Here is an 18,061-nt window from a genome sequence, read left to right as displayed (position 1 = left end):
ACCGCTTGTGTGATTACACGTTTTCACGTGCTCCAGAGGACGGCGGCAGCACCCTGCAGCCGAGTCCCGGGAACACCTTGGCGACCTTCGCGGTCAGGTAGTCGCCGTACGTGCCGGTGAAGGCCCGCAGGTCCAGGCCGTCCCATCGGGGGCGGCCCCCCTCGCGGGCGGGCAGCGAGGGCAGCGGCGGCACCTCGCAGTCCCAGCCCGGGTCGAAGAAGAACGGGAAGGAGAGCCGGCTCCGGCCGGTGGCGTTGCGCACGCGGTGCGGAGTCGAGCGATAGAGCCCGCCGGTCAGCTTGTCGAGCATGTCGCCGATGTTGCAGACCAGCGTGCCCGGGATGGGCGGCGCCTCGATCCAGCCACGTGAGGTGTGCACCTGGAGGCCGGGATTGTCGTCCTGGAGCAGCAGCGTCAGCAGGCCGTAGTCGGTGTGCTCGCCGACCCCCCACTCCTCCGGATCGGCGTACGGCGGGGACGGATAGTGGAAGATCCGGAACAGGGTCGTGGGCGTGGCCGTGTAACCGGCGGCGAAGTAGTCCTCGTCGAGCCCCAGGCTCAGCGCCACGCCCCGCATGACCGCCTGCCCCACGTGGGTGAGGGCGTCCATGTACGCGAGCACGGCCGGGCCCAGCTCGGGCACCTCCTCGGGGAAGAGGTTGGGCCCGTGCAGCGGCCGGGGATCGTCGGGTTCGAGTTCGGCGCCGAAATAGAGGCCCTCCTTGAGGTCGGGCCGGCCGGAGGTGAGCTCGCCGCCCACGGGGAAGTAACCGCGCCAGGCCCGCCCGCCCCGGTCCATCGATATGCGCGACTTGTGCTCCTCCGGCAGCCGGAAGAAACGATCCGCTGCGTCCCTGAGCTCGGAGATCAGGGCCTGGGGCACGCCGTGTCCGGTGATGTAGAAGAAACCGCTGTCCAGGCAGGCGGCCTCGATGCGGCGTGCGACCTCGGCGCGCGCGTGGCCTGCTTCGGGGCCGTTCCCTGGGCCGGTCCCGGGGCCGGTTCCGGGGCCGGTCCCTGAGCCGGTGAGGGCGGAGACGTCGATTACCGGCAGTGGTCCAGCGGCGTTCATATCCCATATCCCACCATCCGGAAGGGCCGTCCGGAAGGCTCCTTTACCTGCTTGCCGGTCGTGTTGCGCGGGGAGGCATTTCGACCTGATAGGACCATCTCGTCCAGTTTGTTCCGTTACCAAGTAATAACGCCCCGAAGAGTAGATTTCTTAGGCACGGATAGTTCGCCACGTCGTAAGTGGGCGATCAGGTGGGTTTCGGGGATCGTTGGTCGTTGAGGAATCGCATCGCGCTGTTCACCGGCACGGTGGTCGCCCTGCTGTGCATCGCGTTCTCGTTCGTCCTGGTGTGGTCCCTGCACGTGGCGGCCCGGGACAACCTAGTGCTGAGGGTGACGGCGACGGGCGGGCGGGTCGCCTATCTCGTGGACCACGGACAGGTGGAGAGCGTGCTGCCCCCCAGTGGGCGGGACGAGCCCGTCCAGGTGGTGGACCCGCAGGGCAGGGTGCGTTCTGCGACGCCGGACATGGCCGGAAAGCCGCCCATGGCGAGCTTCCATCCCTCGCCGCCGTCCCGCAAGGCCACGCGCGAGGTCTGCGGCGGCGTCTTCGGCCCGGACCGGTGCTACACCGTGGTCGCGCAGGAGGTCTACAGCAACGGCGGCGACTGGACCGTCTACAGCGCCGCGCCGAGCCAGCCGTTCAACGTGCCGCCGGGCCTGGTGGTCGGTCTGATCGTGGGATCCGCGCTCGTCACGGCCGCCGTCGCGTACGGCACCCAGCGCAGCGTGCAGCGGGCGATGTTGTCGGTGCGGGCCATCAGGGCCGAGCTCGACGAGATCAACGCCTCGGACCTCGGGCGGCGGGTGCCGGTCCCCGAGGCCAAGGGGGACATCCACGACCTCGCGCAGAGCGTCAACTACACGCTCGACCGGCTGGAGGAGACGCTGGAGCAGCAGCGGCGCTTCACCTCCGACGCGTCCCACGAGCTGCGCAGCCCGATCACCGCGATCCGCGCGCAGGTGGAGGACGCGCTGCGCGCCCCGCAGGAGTCCGACCTGCGGGAGATCGGGCCGGCCGTGCTGAAGAGCCTCGACCGGCTCCAGGCGATCGCCTCCGACCTGCTGATGCTGGCCCGTCTCGACGCGGGCGCGCCGTGCGAGCGCGAGCGGCTGGACCTCGGGCAGCTCGTGTCCGCCGAACTGGACGCCCGCCGTCCGCACAAGAGGATCGTCTCGCAGCTGGCCCCCGGCGTGATCGTCCGGGGAGACCGCATCCGGCTGGGCCGCCTGGTCACCAATCTCCTCGACAACGCCGAACGGCACGCAGCCAGCACCGTACGGGTGGAGGTGCGGCGAGAGGACCCGCATGACGGGGACCCACGGTTCCGTTCCGGCGTGGCCGTGCTCGAAGTGCTCGACGACGGCGCGGGGATCGCACAGGACCAGCGGGACCTCGTCTTCCAGCGGTTCACCCGGCTCGACTCGGCCCGCAGCAGGAACGCCGGGGGTGCCGGACTGGGCCTGCCCATCGCCCGGCAGATCGCCGAGAGCCACGGCGGCACGTTGACGATCATGGACAGCCCCCGCGGCGCGCGATTCCTCCTGTGCCTGCCGCTCTCCCAGGAGCCCTGACCGGCCCCGGCCGGGCCCCTCCGCATCTCGTACACGCCGCACGGGAAGACCGGGCCCACTCACCGCACGGAAACGCCGCACCCTTCATCCACGCACGCGGCATGCGGAGGCTCACACGCCGCCTCTCGCACGCCGTATCCACTCGCACGCCGTATCCAAGAGCCGCCGCACGGGCACGCCGCACGCGCGGGCGCGGGGGCCGCGCCTGTGGCCCGTGCCGGGCGACCCGCCGTCAGTGGGCCTCGGCGCGGCTCTCCGTGGTCGTGTCGTCCTCGCGCCGCGTACGCCGCTGCCGGGGCGTGGCCTTCCGCACCGTCGTCGTGGCAGGGGCCTCCTCGCCCGGCGGCTCCGCGGCCGTACTGGTCCCGGACGAGGTGGAGCCCGCACTCGCACCGCTCGCCGAGGGCGGCTCCGGCGACCCGGCCGAGCCGGTGGAGGGGGCGGGCGCGGGCTTCCCTGAAGCGGACCCGGGCCCGGGCCCGGACCCGGACCCGGACGCGGCGGGCCGGGCGGAGGGCTCGTCCGCACCCGGCTCCCCGGGCTGTGGCGGGCGCAGCGCCGCGATGACCGCGTCGGCGGCGAACTCTCCGGCGGCCTCGGCCTCGCGCCGTTTGATGACCACCATGTGGTCGACGGAGATCCGGCCCGCGCCCGTGACGGCCAGCAGCACGGAGGCGGCCCCGAGGGCCACGATCAGTTCGATGTCGCCCCCGGTGAGCGGCAGGCCGCTGTCCCCGGCCGTGATCACGAACACCGCGAGAGCCTCGGCGAACAGCAGGAGCCCGACGGCCGGCACGATGAGGCCCGCGATCAGCAGCGTGCCGCCCACCAGCTCCGTCAGCATGGTCACCGGCGCCCACACATGGGGCAGCGGGGCCTGGAGCGCGGTGAACTGGTCGGCGGTCGCGTTGAGGCCGGCTTCGAGCTTCTGCCAGCCGTTGGCGAAGAAGATCCCGCCGACGCCCATGCGGGCGGCCAGCGAGGCTAAGTCGTGCAGGGTTCTCTTCACGGCTTCTCACTCTGGGGTGGGGGGTGACTTGCCCGGACACTTTCCCGCCGACGCCGCCGTCATGCGTCCGGTCCGCTCAGGTCCGTACGCTGTCGGACTCCTCGGCGTCGGCGCTCGCGGGGGTGGGAACGTGGCGGGGGAGCAGCAGGGCCACCGCCAGCGCGGTGAGCGCGAGCAGCGCCACGCTGACGGCGATGGTGGAGTGCAGGGCGGTGACGAAGGCCGCGCGGGCGGCCTCCAGCAGCGCGGTCCCGGCCGCACCGGTCTCGTCGGCCACGTGCGCGGCCGCGGCCAGCGACTCACGCGCCTGCGCCATGAGCCCGGCCGGGATGCCCGGCACGTTTGCGAGGGAGGGGGCGTACACGATCGTGGTGATCGTCCCGAGGACGGCGATGCCGAGGCCCGCCCCGAGCTCGTAGGCCGTCTCCTCGATCGCGGCGGCGCCGCCGGCCCGCGACTCCGGCACGGTTGCCATGATCGTGTCCGACGCCGCCAGCAGGGCGACCTCGACGCCGAAGCCGATCCCCACGAAGCAGGCAGTCAGCATCACCGCATGCTGCTCGGTGCCCCAGGTCAGCACCGGGGTGAGCGAGAGCGCGGTCAGGGCGAGGCCGCCGCCCACCGTCGCGCGCAGCCCGACGCGCCCCAGCACGTGCGCGGCGGCCAGGCCGCCCGCGATCGCCGCGACCATGAGCGGCAGCATCCGCACGGCGGCCTCCAGGGGCGAAAGCCCCAGCACGAGCTGGAGATACTGCGCCAGCATCAGCTCCAGCCCGACCAGCGCGAAGATGGCCAGCAGCACGCAGCCGACGCCCGTCGCGAAGCCGCGCTGCGCGAACAGGCCGATGTCGAGCAGGGGGAACGCCAGCCGCCGCTGCCGCCGTACGAACCAGACGAGCAGTGCGACGCCGGTCGCGAGCACGGCGAGCGAGAGCCCGCGGCCCAGCGTGTGCCCCGACCCCGCCTCCTTCAGCCCGAACGCGATCGCCAGGATGCCCACGGTGGACAGGGCCGCGCTCAGCGCGTCCCACGGATGGTCGGCCCGCCGCGGTGACGCCGGCAGGATCCGTACGGCGAGCGGCAACGCGATCAGCAGCAGCGGCACGTTGATGAGGAAGACCGCGCCCCACCACAGGTGCTCGACGAGGACCCCGCCGATCAGCGGCCCGACGGCCGCTCCCGCGGCGGCGACGGCGCTCCACACGCCGAGCGCGATCGCCCGCTCGCGCCGGTCGGTGAAGACCTGCCGGATGATCGAGAGCGTCGCCGGCATGATCATCGCGCCGCCGACGCCGAGGAAGGCCCGCGAGACGATGAGCGCGAGCGGGGTCGCGGCGAACGCGGCCGACAGCGAGGCCAGGCCGAACACCACGTAGCCGCCGAGCACCAGGGGCCGCCTGCCATACCTGTCGCCCAGCGTGCCGAACGTCACCAGCAGCGGCGCGACGACCAGCGAGTAGATGTCGATGATCCACAGGAGCTGTACGGACGACGGCTCCAGGGCCGCGGTGAGCGCCGGGACGGCGATGTGCAGCACGGTCGCGTCGACCGCGATCAGGAGCAGGCTGAAGCACAGGAGCACGAGCACCGACCACCGGCTCGCCCTCCGCTCCCGCAGGGCACTGGTGGCGCGGACGGCGGCGGACTCGACCGAAACCATGATCATAGTCCGCTCAGTGCTCCTGCTCCGAGATCCCGGCCAGCTGGAACATGCGTGGCAGCTTAGGCCATGGGAAGCGGATCTCTCAGCCCTTCCGGTGATGTCGGGAACAAATCGCCGGATCCCCATCACCCCAGGTGATCAAGCGGAGCAATCCGCCTCTCTAGAGAGCCATAGGTATATATCCCGCGTCTAGGCAAGAGACCGGCCGCAACGGATCATGCGGTCGTGGGGAGCGATATCGACGGACGCGACACGTCCCCGGTGCCGCCCCCGCTCGACCGCGCCGACGCCCGCGCCTGGTGCGCCGTCGCGGTGGCCCGGCTGTCGTGCGACCAGCCGGAGGCGGCGCTGGAAGCGGCGCGCCAGGCGATCGGCCGCGATCCGCAGGACGAATGGGGGCATCGCCTCGTCGGGGCGGCACTGGAGCGTCTCGGGCGCGACACCGAGGCGGTGGCGGCGGCACGAGAGGCCGTACGGCTCGCGCCCGGCTCCTGGGCGGCGCGGCTGCGGCTCGCGAGCGCGCTGCGGCGGATCCCCGGACGGTGGCGGGAGGCCTGGGCGGAGGCCCGCCGCGCCGTCCGGTTCGCCCCCGACGAGCCCGACCCCCACGTGCTGTGCGGCGACCTCGCGCTGCTGCGCGGTGACCACGACGGGGCCGCCCGGGCGTACGGCGCGGCGCTGCGCAGGCGCCGGGACCACCCGGCGGCGTGGGTGAACCTCGGCCTGGCCCTGCTGCGCTGGCAGCGGCCGCGCGACCACCACGACCCCGCGTGGGAGGCCGACCCCCGCGACACGGGCCGTGCGCGGCGTGCCCTGGAGACCTGGTCGCGGCAGGTGCGGGTGATCCTCGCGGTCGCGACGGCCGGGATCTGCGCGGCCGTTCTGCTGCCGGGCCTTCTCCCCGGCGCGAACGGTCATCCCGGCACGCGGCGCCTCTCCGGTGTGCAGGGCCTCCTCGGCATGCACGGCCTTCCCGGTGTGCAGGGCCTCCTCGGAATGCACGGCCTTCCCGGTGTGCAGGGCCTCCTCGGAATGCACGGCCTTCCCGGTGTGCACGATCTCCCCGGCCCGCACGACCTCCCCGCCATGCGGGGGGACGTGCGCGTCGTCGGCGCGCTGGCGCTCGCCGCCGTCCTCGTGGTCTGCCTCCGGCAGGCCGCGCGCGTCGGCGCCTGGACCTACGTCCCCGGGATGCTCCGGCGCGACCTGCGGCTCTTCATGTCGGTCGCGCTCGGGTTGCTCACCCCGGCGGCGTACCTGGCGGAGCTGGCCACGCTGCCGGAGCCGGGGGCGGCTTCGCTGCACGAAGGGGGCGGCGTCTGGGCCGGGGCGACCGGGCTGGTGCTCCTGAACCCCGTCGTGGCGCTCGCCGTCCGGCTCCTGGCCGAGACGTGGCGGGGGCGCCCGCTCGCCGCGCTGAGGCGGTTCGCCACCGCGCTGCATGTGCCCTCGTCGTCACGCATGCGACCACCCGCCTCATCGGCCATGCCGTCACGCGTGCCACCACCCGCGCAACGACCTGCCTCATCGGCCATGCCGTCACGCGTGCCACCACTCGCGCAACGACCTGCCTCATCGGCCACGCCACCACGCGTGCCCCCGCAAGCGCCGCCACCCGTCCCATCTCGCGTGCCACTACCCGCGCAAGGCTCCGCCTCACCGCCCATGCCGTCGCGGGTGCCGCCGCAAGCGCCGCCACCCGCACAACCACCCGTACGGCCGGCTGGGTCCGGCGTGGCCGATCGGGGGCGGGCGGCGGCGGCCGACCGGGCGGCGGCGCGTGACATCGCCGTCGCGTACTGGATCGTCGCGGCCCGCGCGTGGCAGGCGGCCGCGGTGCTCATGCTCCTGCCTTTCGTGACCACGGTGCCCTTCGCCGCCGTCGCGTGCCTGGCGGTCCCGGTTGGGCTGCTGCACGCGCGCACGACGGGCGCGCCGCGGCCGGACGACCGGTGGCTCGCCACGGCGCTCACCGCCCCGGCCGTCGCCGCCCTCTGCGCCGCCGCGGCGGGCGCGGCGCACGCCCTCATGGGACCCGGCCCCGCCGTCGTGGCCCTGTGGCGCTGTGCGTGGGGCGCGCTGGCGTTCGGCGCGGCGGCCTTCGCGGTGCGTGCCGTACGGGCGTGGTGGCGCGGCGGGCCGGGTCCGTGGCGCGCCTCGCTCGTGCCGTCCGAGTCGCGGGGCGCGCGGATCCCCGGCGACCTGACCCCCTCGGCCGGTCTCAGCGAGGAAGTGCGGCACGCCGCGGCCTACTCCCGGAACGTGGTCCTCGCCTGCACCGGGGCTGACGGCCCGCGCGCGCTCGCGGTGAGCGCCGTGACCTCGGTGAGCCCGGCGGGCGAGTTCCGCCTCATCGCGGGCGACGAGGCGTGGGACGCGGTGCGGCGCGATCCCCGCGTGGTGCTCTTCGTGGGAGACCCGCGATTCTGGGCAGAGGTGCGGGGCGTCGCCGTGCCGGACGACGACGTGCTGCGGGTGACGCCGCGGCAGGTTCTGATGCGCGAGTACCCCGGACGCCACCAGGCCCGCACCCGGTAGCGCGAACCACGCAACTCGGGCGCGCGTCCGGTTCCGGCGACGTGCGTCGTCCACCGCGCCGCTTGGGTCCACCCATTCCGTTCGCACGTGCGGTATAACCGGGGTCGAAGCGGGGAGGCGTCGATGCGGGACTCCGACAGGGCACGGGCGGCGAGCCTCTTAAGCCGGACTGCGGCACGTGATCTGTTCGAACAGGTGCGTTTCCGCTATTTCCAACTTCCGCCGTTCGCGCGGCGCGCGTTGTTCGTCGTGCTGCTCGTCGCCACCATGGGCCTGGCCGCGGCGCTCAACTGGTCGCTGGTGCCCACGTTCATCTACACGTTCCTGGCGCTGTGCTTCCTCGCGCTGGCGCTCAGCTATCCGCGCGCCGCCGCGACCGTGCTCGTGCTCGCCGGGTGGGGCCTGCTGCTGCCGCTGTTCATGGGCGTGTTCGGCGGGCAGTCGATCGCGCCCGGCCTGCTGATGCTGCTGGGCGCGCTGACCGGCGTCGCGGCCCACCTGATCCGGTGGGTCCCGCCGTGGCTGACGACGCTGATGGCACTCGCGCCCGCCGGCGTCGTCGCGCTGTCGCTGTCGCCGCTGTCGCCGTCCGCCGCCCTGTGGGGCGCGTACGGCGTCGTCGCGGCGGTGCTCCTCTATCGCCTGGTGCTGGCCCGCAGGGTGCGCGCGGAGGCGGAGCGGGAGGCGGCGGGCGCGGAGACCCAGGTGCAGGTGCGCGGCAGGGCGGGCGGCCACCAGACCGCCGCGGCCGAGGCCGGCGCCCCGCCGCCCATCACGGTCGAGCAGGCGCTCGCGGAGCTGGAGTCCATGATCGGCATCGAACCGGTCAAGGAGCAGGTGCGCGCCATCGCCGCGTCGATAGAGGCGGCCCGGCTGCGCAGGGAGGCGGGCTACGCCAACGAGCGGCCGATGCGCCACTTCGTGTTCGTCGGCCCTCCCGGCACCGGCAAGACCAGCGTCGCCAGGTCGCTCGCCAAGATCTTCTACGCGTTCGGGCTGCTGGAGACGCCGTTCGTGGTCGAGGCGCAGCGGGCCGACCTCGTGGGGGAATACCTGGGGGCCACGGCGATCAAGACCAACGAGCTGATCGACCGCGCGCTCGGCGGCGTCCTGTTCGTGGACGAGGCGTACAGCCTGATCAACTCGGGCGACGGCCAGCCCGACCGGTTCGGCGCGGAGGCCGTGCAGACGCTGCTCAAGCGGGCCGAGGACGACCGTGACCGGCTCATCGTCATCCTGGCCGGCTACGAGCGGGAGATGAACGACTTCCTCGCGTCCAACCCGGGGCTGTCGAGCCGCTTCGCCACCCGGGTGCGCTTCCCCAGCTACAGTCCGGCGGAGCTGCTGGAGATCACCGAGGCGCTGCAGCAGCGCCGGGGAGACCGGCTCGCCCCGGAGGCCCGTCCCGTGCTGCGCCGGCTGTTCGAGGACGTGGAGCGCCGGGGGCTCGTCGACGACCTCGGCAACGCCCGGTTCGCCCGCAGCCTCGCCGAGGCCGCGGCGCAGGCCCGCGACGTGCGCGTGGTGAGCGCGGGCGGGGCGCCGCGCGGCGAGGACCTGGTCACCACCACCGCCGACGACGTGACCAAGGCGTTCAACGAGATCACCGCACGATACCGCGGCTACCAGGTCACCCCGACCCTGGACGAGGCGCTCGCGGACCTCGACAGGATGGCGGGCCTCGAACCGGTCAAGCGGCAGGTGCACGCGATCACCGCCCAGCTCAAGGTGGCCAGGATGCGCCAGGAGCAGGGCCTGCCGGTCCAGTCGCAGATGCGGCACTTCGTGTTCGTCGGCCCTCCTGGCACCGGCAAGACGACCGTCGCGCGCATCCTCGGCCGGATCTTCTCCGCGCTGGGCCTGCTGGCCCGGCCCGACGTGGTCGAGGCGTCGCGGGCCGACCTGGTCGGCCAGCACCTCGGCGCCACGGCGATCAAGACCAACGAGCTGGTCGACCGGGCGCTCGGCGGGGTGCTGTTCATCGACGAGGCCTACAGCCTGGTCAACACCGGCTATTCGGGGGGCGACGCCTTCGGGGCCGAGGCGGTGCAGACCCTGCTGAAGCGCGCCGAGGACGACCGCGACCGCGTGGTCATCATCCTGGCGGGCTACGAGCGCGAGATGGACGCGTTCCTGGCGACCAACCCCGGCCTGGCCTCCCGGTTCAACCAGCGCGTGTCGTTCCCCTCCTACCGGCCGTCGGAGCTGGCCGAGATCGCGGAGCTGCTGGCCTCCGGCAGCGGCGACAGGTTCGACGCCTCCGCCGCCCGCGACCTCGCCGACGTCTTCGACTGGGTGTGCCGGGAGGGGCTCATCGACGGCCTGGGCAACGGCCGCTTCGCCCGGTCGCTCTACGAGCGGGCCGCGCTGCGGCGCGACGTCCGGCTCGCCGAGCAGGGGTCGGCGAACGCCGCCGAGCTGACGACGATCACCAGCGAGGACGTCCGCAGCGCGGTGGACGAGTTGTCCTGATGCCGTAGGACGTGTCAGGGGAACCCCGCAGACGCGTGTCCCGATGGCCGCGAGCCGTCACTTCCTGCTACTAATCGACTGCGGATGGTAGCCGGAGGATCGGAGAAGCACGTGAGAGCACGATGGCCGGTCGCCCTGGCCACACTGGCCGCTCTGTGGGCCGCCGGTGCCTGCGGCGTGCAGCGGGGGCCCGGTGAACCGGACAACGGGCTCGCCCCCTCCCCGGTCAAGGCGTACGACATCAACCCGATGGCCCGCGACAAGGTCAAGGACGGCGGCACGCTCCGGTGGGGGCTCACCGACTTCCCGACCCAGTGGAACCGCAACCACATCGACGGCGACGGCACCGGAGTCAAGGCGGTGACCGACGCGCTGATGCCCCGCACGTTCCGCTCCGACGAGCGGGGGCGGCTGACGCTCGACACCGACTACGTGACCAACGCGAGGATCACCGCGACCTCTCCCCGGCAGGTCATCACCTATTCCATCAACCCCAAGGCGAAGTGGTCGGACGGCAGGCCGATCACCTGGACCGACTTCGCCGCCCAGTGGAAGGCCATGAGCGGCCACGACCGGGACTACCGGGTCGACTCGACCATCGCGTACGAGAACATCCAGAGCGTGGCCAGAGGGGCGAGCGACCGCGAGGTGGTGGTCACCCTCGCCCAGCCGTTCAACGAGTGGCAGTCGCTGTTCACGCCGCTGTATCCCAGCAGCACCAACGCGACCGCGGCGGCGTTCAACGCCGACTGGATCAACCACATCCCGGTGACCGCGGGGCCGTTCCGCGTCGAGCGTCTCGACGTCAAGGGCAAGACGGTCAGGCTCACCCGCAACCCCGCCTGGTGGGGCAACCGCGCCAAACTGGACGCCATCGAGTTCCGGACCGTGCGCCCCGACCAGATGGTCCACGCGTTCACCAAGGGCGACGTGGACCTCTTCGAGGTGGGCCCGTCCTCCGACGACTACGCGCGGGTCAGGGAGGCGTGGGACGCCGTGATCCGGCAGGCCGCGGGCACCCAGTATCGGCAGTTCACCTTCAACGGGGAGAGCCCGGTCCTGTCCGACGCGCGGGTGCGCGAGGCCGTCGCGGCGGCGATCGACCGCCGCGGCCTCATGCAGGTGGACCTCAAGGGGCTCGGCTGGCCGATCGTGACGCTGGACAACCACTTCCTCATGAACAGCCAGTACGGGTATCAGGCCAACGCCGGACAGATCGGTGCGTATGACCCGAAACGGGCCGGGCAGCTGCTCGACCAGGCGGGCTGGAAGCTGTCGGGCAAGACCCGCGTGAAGAACGGCAAGCCGCTCACGCTGCGCTTCGTCGTGCCCGACGGCATCGTCATGAGCGGCGTCGAGGCAGGCGTCGCCCGGCAGATGCTCGATCGCGTGGGCATCCGGGTCGACGTGCGCAAGGTGTCCTTCAACGACTTCTTCGGCAAGCACCTCATCCCCGGCGACTTCGACATCACCGCATTCGCCTATCCGAGCTCGCCGTTCCCGGTGTCGAGCGCCTTCGACATCTACGCGGACGGCGAGAGGGGCGGCCGGGGCGACGACGTCGAGTGGTACTCCAACCTCGGGCGCAGCGGGAGCAGGCAGATCGACGAGGCCATGTATCGCGCGGGCAGCACGCTCGACCCCGGCAAGGTGCCCGGCCTGCTGAACGAGGCCGACCGGCTGGTCTGGAAGAAGGTCAACGTGCTGCCGCTCTACCAGAGCCCGCAGGGCGTGGCCGTGCGGTCCGCGCTGGCCAACGTCGGGGCCAACGGGTTCTTCGACCTCAGGTACGAGGACATCGGCTACGCCTCCTGAGCGGCGCCCACGGGCCGTCTCCGGGCCGTCTCCGGGCCGCCGGAGGCCCCCGGCGACGCCCAGGAGGCGCCCAGGCGGTGCCCGGGAGGCACATGCGGCGACAGGGGCCCCCAGCCGACGGCACGGGGCCTGGCGGGTCAGATGAACGGCTCCACCGTCACGCCGGCCTCCAGGAGCGCCTTGCGGACGGCGGCGGCGATCCGTACGGCGTCGGGGGTGTCGCCGTGCACGCAGACGGACCGGGCGCCGACGCGCACCTCGCCGCCCTCGATCGTCGTCACCACGCCCTCCGTGGCCATGCGCACGGCGCGGGCCGCGACCTCGTCCGGATCGTGCAGCACCGCCCCCGGCCGCCTCCGGGGCACCAGCGTCCCCTCGGCCGTGTACGCGCGGTCGGCGAAGCACTCGGCCACCGACGGCACGCCATGACGGGCGGCCACCCGCGAGAGGGCCGACCCGGGCAGCGTGAGGATCGGCAGCGCCGCGCCGAAGGCCTCCACGGCGGCCACCACGGCCTCCGCCTGCTCCTCGTCGCGGCAGGCGCGGTTGTAGAGGGCGCCGTGCGGTTTCACGTACGACACCCGCCCGCCCATCGACCTGGCCATGCCGTCCAGGGCGGCGAGCTGATAGAGCACGTCGGAGCACAGCTCCTCCGGATCGATCTCCATCTCCCTGCGGCCGAAGCCGGCCAGGTCGCGATAGGAGACCTGGGCGCCGATCGTCACGCCGCGGTCCACCGCCGCCGCGCAGGTGCGGCGGATGATCAGCGGGTCGCCCGCGTGGAAGCCGCAGGCGATGTTGGCGCTCGTCACCAGGTCGAGCAGGGCCACATCGTCCCCGAGCCGCCAGATCCCGTAACCCTCTCCGAGATCGGCGTTCAGGTCCATCACGCCAGTGGTCATCGCCGTGCCTCCCGCAGCTCGGTGCGGTGTCCATCCTGCCGCAGGGAGAGGGGCCGCCGCCGTCAGGCGGGAGGTTCGTCCGGGATGTCGGCGATGTCGTCGAGCGCGGCGGCCAGCTCGTCCGGATGGTCGCCGATCCGCTCGGCGATCTCGATGAGGACGTGCAGCACGTCGTGCCGGTCGTGCCCGAGGTCGATCAGGCGCTGGGCGGCCTCCCACAGCTGCGGCGGGTCGCCGACCCACAGCCGGCCCGCGATCTCCTCGTGCCAGGCGAGGTGCTCCTCCAGGTCCGTACGGCCGAGCTCGCCGGCGTGGTCGATCTCCAGCAGGATGCGCCGGTCGGCCTCGTCCGCCGGGTTCAGCAGGTCGAGGCTGGTCGAGCCGCGCATGCCCTGCAGCAGGGGGAACGCGAACGCGCGCCGGGCCAGGGCGGACAGGTCGCCGTCGGGCAGCAGCCGCTCCACGAGAGAGCGGTCCAGCCCGAACGTGGTCGGGTCGCGGTAGGCCTCGGTGAAGCGGGCCGTCGCCTCCCAGACCGCGTCGAGCGTCGCCCGCACCCCCTGCTCGGGCAGGCCGATCCGGGGGCCGGCGAAACGCACCCACGCCGACAGCACATGCGGCATCGCGTCCTGCTCCGCCGGGCTGAGCAGGACCTTGCGCGGCAGCCAGTCGAGCAGGAACGTCTCGCACTTCGTCGGGCTCACCCGCATCGGCCGCCCGAAGTCCTGGTCGCAGCCGTAGTCGATGATGTGGTCGGCGCACCGGGAGGCGGCCGACGGGTCCGACAGGTTCTCCGCCGCGTCCGAGGCGAGGAACTCGGCCGCCAGCATCGCCCGGCGGTCGCGGCTGTAGGGCGCCTCGGTGTGCGCGGGGGCGGGCCGCATCCGCCCGGGCGGCAGCGCCTTGATCCGCGCCCGCGCGAAGGCGTGGTAGGCGCTGTAGCTGTCGCTCACGAGCTTGGGGCCGGTGCGGCCGTGCGCGGCGGTCCTGGTGGCCTTCATGGCGAACTCCAGCAGCGCCCGCGCCTGCTGTGGCTCCAGCTCCTCGAACCGCAGCAGCGCGTTGCCCGCGGCCTCCAGCCTGGCCTGTTCGAGCAGCTTGTCGACCTGCGACGACACCCAGGCGTCGCGGGCCATGCCGCCCATGTTGTAGTCGACGACCACGACCAGCGCGTGCCTGTCCTCGCCGTTGTAGGCGAACGTGCACACCACGGTGTCCTGGTCGCCGTACACGTCCCTGGAGACGTAGCAGCCGGTCGGCTTGACGGCCCCGACGCGGTCGGCCCAGCGGGGGCGGGCGACGTCCGACTCCATCAGCGCGAGCGCCGCGCCCTCCGCCTTGGCCGCCTGGCGGGCGGTGCCGAGGTAGGCGACGGAGACGAGCAGGGTGAGCGCGGCCGGCGTGCCGGCCTTGGCCGCGTAGTCCACCAGCCCCTCGCCGAGGATCTGCTCGACGTCGCCGCCGCGCAGCCGCCTGCCCCACCAGGCCCCGAGCATGTCGGAGACCATGAGCTCGGCGTCGAGAGGGCTGCGGACGGCGAGCAGTTCCCTGGCCGCCAGCAGCATCTCCGCGAACACGTCGTCCGGTGGCCGGGTCTCCCGGGGGTCACGTCGGCGCCGGCGACTCACGAGGTCTCGCTCCGCTCGCTCACGGTGACCACCTTCTCGCATTCCCGCCGCGAACGGCATCAGGAACACGGCCCGGTGACTTCCCCGTTATCTGCCGCTCCGGCCGTGCCCGCCGTACGGGTGCGGGTGGGGACGCTCGCTGGGGGACCGCGGCGCGGCGCCTCACCTCCGGGAAGGCGGCGCCGAGTTGACCACGCCCAGGAGGCGTTCCCGGGCGACCCGCTCGACGATCTCCGGAGTGACGTCGAGTCCGAGATGCTCGCCGCAGGCCCAGGTGTCGGCGACGCACCGGGCGACTGCGGACAGGGGGACGGTCAGGAATTCCGCGGCCAGCCGGTGGGTGACGAGTTCCGCCGGTTCACGAAGACCCGGCTCCGGTGTTGGGCCGCCACTGATTCGTGCTGCGAGTACGGGCATGGACTGCATTCCTCGCTGAATGGGGACCTGCCGCCCCTTATTCCACCTCTTTCCCCGGCGGTGTCAACCCTTCGCGGGCCGCCGCGTGGGAAGCTGAATCCATGCGTATCCGGCTCGCCCAGGATCCCGAGGCCGACGAGCTTCTCGGCCGCAGCCCCCTCGCACTGCTCATCGGCATGCTGCTCGATCAACAGGTGCCGCTCGAGCGGGCCTTCGCGGGGCCCCGTACGATCGCCGACCGGCTCGGCAGGGACCTGGACGCGCGTGAGATCGCCTCTTATGATCCTGATCAGTTCGCGGCTCTGCTCGCGGCGACGCCTGCCGTCCACCGCTATCCGAAGGCCATGGCGGCGCGGGTCCAGGCGCTCGCGGCCTATCTGGTCGAGCAATACGATGGCTCGGCCGAGAAGGTGTGGGAGGATGTCCGCGACGGCGCCGGGCTGCTGCGCCGGCTGCTGGCCCTCCCCGGATTCGGCCGGCAGAAGGCCCAGATCTTCCTGGCCCTGCTGGGCAAGCAGTGCGGTGTGCGCCCGGACGGCTGGCGTGAGGCGGCCGGGCCGTACGGCGAGGAGGGGGTGCACCGGTCGGTGGCCGACGTCGTGGACGCCGAGAGCCTGCAACTGGTCCGCGCGACCAAGCAGGAAGCGAAGCGGGCGGCCAAGAAGTAGGCCGGATCCTCCTGCGCGAGACGCCGGTCTTTTGACAGGATGCGTTGACCGCATGGCGGGCGGGGCTTCCGTCCGTGCATGCCGATCGCCCATGATGTAGGGCAGATCTGCGCTACCAATCACAGTTATGGAGATGTGCCTCGTGGGAGACGCTGGCACGCGACGGAGGTGCCGACCATGAGCGCCGAAACCTCCGTGCCCCGGCCCCGGGAGCCCGGTTTGGACATATCAGACTCCGACCTCTTCAGAGGCATGATGTCGGAGGCGCCGTTTGCCTTCGCCTTTTTCAACCCGGATGGTCGTTTCGTCCGGGTCAACTCCACCTTTACCGAGCTGACCGGCCATCCTGTCGAGCTGCATCTTGACCGCCGGCCGTCCGAGTTACTGCCGGCCGACCTGACCACCCTCATCGAGGCGGCGCTGCGCCGGATCGCCGACGAGTCGCTGCCGATCACCGACCAGCGGATCAGGACCCGCGCCGGGAACGGCGACACCCGCCACTGGACGGTGTCGTTCTACCCGATGCGGGGCGACGACGGCGTCGTCGGCACCGCGTTCTTCGGCGTGGACGTGACCGAGCGGCAGCTGAACGAGGAGGTCCTCGAGCGCAGCGAGGAGCGTTACCGCTCGCTGGTGGAGTCGCAGCAGCAGCTCGTGTGGATCACCTCGCCCAGCGGCACGGTCGCCGAGGACGCGCCCCAGTGGCGTGCCATCACCGGCCAGGGCCTGGAGGAGTACCTCGCCCACGGCTGGCTGGACGCCGTGCACCCGGACGACCGTCCCGGCACCGAGGAGGCGTGGCGCGAGGCGCTGCGCGGCCGGACGATGTTCGAGTGGAGCTACCGGGTGCGCACCCGGGCCAGCGGCTACCGGCACTTCGAGGTCCGGGCCGTGCCGATCATCAGGCACGGCCGCGTGGTGGAGTGGGTCGGGGCGAACACCGACGTCACGCCGCAGCGCGAGGCCGAGGAGATGCGCGGCCGCCTCACCGACCAGCTCGGCGCCGCCGCGCTGCGCACCGCCCGTCTCCAAGGCGCGACCGCGCAGCTCGCCGAGGCGCTCACCGTCGAGCAGGTGGTGCAGGTCATCATCGACGTCGGCCGTACGGCCCTCGCCGCCGACCACTCGTCGGTGGCCCTGCTCGACCTCGACCGGGCGACGCTGAAGCTGATCAGCAGCGGCGGCACCCCGGACACCCGGGGCGAGGAGATCGATCTCGCGAACCCCAACGTGATGACGATGGCGGTCAACAGCCGCCGCCCGGTCTTCGCCGAGTCGCCGGAGAGCCTGCGCGCCCAGCTCGTGGACGCCGGCGCCGACGAGGCACAGATCTCCGGGTTCCTCGCGCAGACCGACGAGCGGGCCTGGGTGGGCCTGCCGCTGCTGGCGGCCGGGCGGGCGCTCGGCGCGCTGCGGTTCGCGTTCACCCGGACCCAGAAGATCTCCCAGGAGGACGGCGTCTTCCTGGAGGCCCTCGCCGGTCAGTGCGCCCTGGCGGTCGAGCGGGCCACGCTCTTCGAGCGCGAGCACAAGACCGCCGAGACGCTGCAGCGCAGCCTGCTGCCCGAGCGCCTGCCGGTGGTGCGTGGGCTGACGCTGGCCTACCGCTTCCGCTCCGGCTCCCGGCACGTGCAGGTGGGCGGCGACTGGTACGACGCGTTCGTCCTCCAGGACGGCCGGGTGGCGGCCGTGGTGGGCGACGTCATGGGCAAGGGCGTCAAGGCCGCCGCCGGCATGGGCCGGATCCGCAACGCCATGCGCGCGCTCGCGCTGACCAACCCGCCCCCGGCCGCGGTGCTGACGGGGCTCGACCGCGTTTTCGAGGCCACCGAGGAGGAAGAGCAGGTCACCACCCTGGCGTACATGGTCGTCGAGCCCGGCACCGGGGAGGGCACGCTGGCCCTGGCCGGTCACCCGCCGCCGCTGCTGGTCTCGCCGCAGGGCGTCGGGCTGCTGCACGAGACCGAGCCGGGCACTCCGCTCGGCTGGGCCACGAGCCGCAAGCAGTTCCGGTTCTGCGTGCCGCCGGGTCACACCGCCGTCCTCTACTCGGACGGCCTGGTGGAGAACCGCAAGCGCGGGCTGGACGCCGGACTCAGGGAGCTTTCGTCCGTCGTGGCCGAGGCGCCCCCAGAGGTCCTGATCAGCCCGAATATGCTGCTGGATTTCCTGGTGGACCACATGCTGTCCGGGTATGAACAGGATGATGACGTAACGGTACTCGCGGTCCACGTGCCACCGGCCACGAAGAGTGACTGAATGAATCAGGCATAACGGTTGCTTTCGGGTATCAGTGACCTCCT

General features: G+C 72.5%; 12 protein-coding genes. 6 read left to right on the top strand and 6 right to left on the bottom strand.

Annotated features, from left to right (window positions below; genetic code table 11):
• Positions 1–13: 13 nt before the first annotated feature.
• A complete protein-coding gene (locus OHB01_RS39070; protein ID WP_142645733.1) occupies positions 14–1,072 on the bottom strand; it encodes an isopenicillin N synthase family dioxygenase in 1,059 nt (352 codons plus the stop codon).
• A 215-nt stretch (positions 1,073–1,287) separates the two neighbouring features.
• On the opposite strand from OHB01_RS39070, the gene OHB01_RS39065 reads away from it, so the two are divergent.
• Positions 1,288–2,646 carry a sensor histidine kinase gene (locus tag OHB01_RS39065; RefSeq protein ID WP_142645732.1) on the top strand — a complete coding sequence of 453 codons (1,359 nt, stop codon included), beginning with the start codon at positions 1,288–1,290 and terminating at the stop codon, positions 2,644–2,646.
• A gap of 232 nt (positions 2,647–2,878) precedes the next feature.
• On the opposite strand, the gene OHB01_RS39060 is transcribed toward OHB01_RS39065, so the two are convergent.
• Positions 2,879–3,655: a DoxX family protein gene (locus OHB01_RS39060; protein WP_328854722.1), complete on the bottom strand. Its 777-nt coding sequence runs from the start codon at positions 3,653–3,655 to the stop codon at positions 2,879–2,881.
• Positions 3,656–3,731: 76 nt separating this feature from the next.
• Positions 3,732–5,321, bottom strand: a complete 1,590-nt coding sequence (locus tag OHB01_RS39055; RefSeq protein WP_328854721.1) for an MFS transporter — start codon at positions 5,319–5,321, stop codon at positions 3,732–3,734.
• 222 nt (positions 5,322–5,543) lie between these two features.
• On the opposite strand from OHB01_RS39055, the gene OHB01_RS39050 reads away from it, so the two are divergent.
• From OHB01_RS39050 to OHB01_RS39040, 3 genes are all read left to right on the top strand, one after another.
• The gene (locus OHB01_RS39050; RefSeq protein ID WP_328854720.1) at positions 5,544–7,856 is read left to right on the top strand and encodes a hypothetical protein; all 2,313 of its coding nucleotides are present in this window, start codon (positions 5,544–5,546) and stop codon (positions 7,854–7,856) included.
• Positions 7,857–7,979: 123 nt separating this feature from the next.
• Positions 7,980–10,328 (top strand): AAA family ATPase, encoded by a 2,349-nt coding sequence (locus OHB01_RS39045; RefSeq protein WP_328854719.1) that lies wholly within the window; start codon positions 7,980–7,982, stop codon positions 10,326–10,328.
• Between the two features lie 111 nt (positions 10,329–10,439).
• Complete coding sequence (locus OHB01_RS39040; RefSeq protein ID WP_328854718.1) at positions 10,440–12,143, top strand: ABC transporter family substrate-binding protein; 1,704 nt, start codon at positions 10,440–10,442, stop codon at positions 12,141–12,143.
• Between the two features lie 137 nt (positions 12,144–12,280).
• On the opposite strand, the gene OHB01_RS39035 is transcribed toward OHB01_RS39040, so the two are convergent.
• From OHB01_RS39035 to OHB01_RS39025, 3 genes are all read right to left on the bottom strand, one after another.
• Positions 12,281–13,045, bottom strand: a complete 765-nt coding sequence (locus OHB01_RS39035) for a LamB/YcsF family protein (protein WP_142645728.1) — start codon at positions 13,043–13,045, stop codon at positions 12,281–12,283.
• Between the two features lie 62 nt (positions 13,046–13,107).
• Positions 13,108–14,610: a hypothetical protein gene (locus tag OHB01_RS39030; protein ID WP_142645871.1), complete on the bottom strand. Its 1,503-nt coding sequence runs from the start codon at positions 14,608–14,610 to the stop codon at positions 13,108–13,110.
• Positions 14,611–14,835: 225 nt separating this feature from the next.
• Positions 14,836–15,090 carry a hypothetical protein gene (locus tag OHB01_RS39025; RefSeq protein ID WP_185948921.1) on the bottom strand — a complete coding sequence of 85 codons (255 nt, stop codon included), beginning with the start codon at positions 15,088–15,090 and terminating at the stop codon, positions 14,836–14,838.
• 101 nt (positions 15,091–15,191) lie between these two features.
• Between OHB01_RS39025 and OHB01_RS39020 the strand changes: the two genes are divergently transcribed.
• Both OHB01_RS39020 and OHB01_RS39015 read left to right on the top strand, forming a co-directional pair.
• On the top strand, positions 15,192–15,758 hold the full coding sequence (locus OHB01_RS39020) for an HhH-GPD-type base excision DNA repair protein (protein WP_142645727.1): 567 nt from the start codon (positions 15,192–15,194) through the stop codon (positions 15,756–15,758).
• A 177-nt stretch (positions 15,759–15,935) separates the two neighbouring features.
• Complete coding sequence (locus OHB01_RS39015) at positions 15,936–18,017, top strand: SpoIIE family protein phosphatase (protein WP_142645726.1); 2,082 nt, start codon at positions 15,936–15,938, stop codon at positions 18,015–18,017.
• The last annotated feature ends 44 nt before the right edge of the window (positions 18,018–18,061 follow it).

Origin of the sequence: Microbispora hainanensis (genome assembly GCF_036186745.1) — a bacterium.
GTDB lineage: Bacteria > Actinomycetota > Actinomycetes > Streptosporangiales > Streptosporangiaceae > Microbispora.
This window is presented reverse-complemented; position numbering and strand designations above follow the sequence as displayed.

What these genes read in the sequence shown, in the direction of transcription:
- OHB01_RS39070 (WP_142645733.1), bottom strand. Translation starts at nt 1,072, where the DNA reads ATGAACGCCGCTGGACCACTGCCGGTAATCGACGTCTCCGCCCTCACC.
- OHB01_RS39055 (WP_328854721.1), bottom strand. Translation starts at nt 5,321, where the DNA reads ATGATCATGGTTTCGGTCGAGTCCGCCGCCGTCCGCGCCACCAGTGCC.
- OHB01_RS39045 (WP_328854719.1), top strand. Translation starts at nt 7,980, where the DNA reads ATGCGGGACTCCGACAGGGCACGGGCGGCGAGCCTCTTAAGCCGGACT.
- OHB01_RS39035 (WP_142645728.1), bottom strand. Translation starts at nt 13,045, where the DNA reads ATGACCACTGGCGTGATGGACCTGAACGCCGATCTCGGAGAGGGTTAC.
- OHB01_RS39030 (WP_142645871.1), bottom strand. Translation starts at nt 14,610, where the DNA reads ATGCTGCTGGCGGCCAGGGAACTGCTCGCCGTCCGCAGCCCTCTCGAC.
- OHB01_RS39025 (WP_185948921.1), bottom strand. Translation starts at nt 15,090, where the DNA reads ATGCCCGTACTCGCAGCACGAATCAGTGGCGGCCCAACACCGGAGCCG.
- OHB01_RS39020 (WP_142645727.1), top strand. Translation starts at nt 15,192, where the DNA reads ATGCGTATCCGGCTCGCCCAGGATCCCGAGGCCGACGAGCTTCTCGGC.
- OHB01_RS39015 (WP_142645726.1), top strand. Translation starts at nt 15,936, where the DNA reads ATGAGCGCCGAAACCTCCGTGCCCCGGCCCCGGGAGCCCGGTTTGGAC.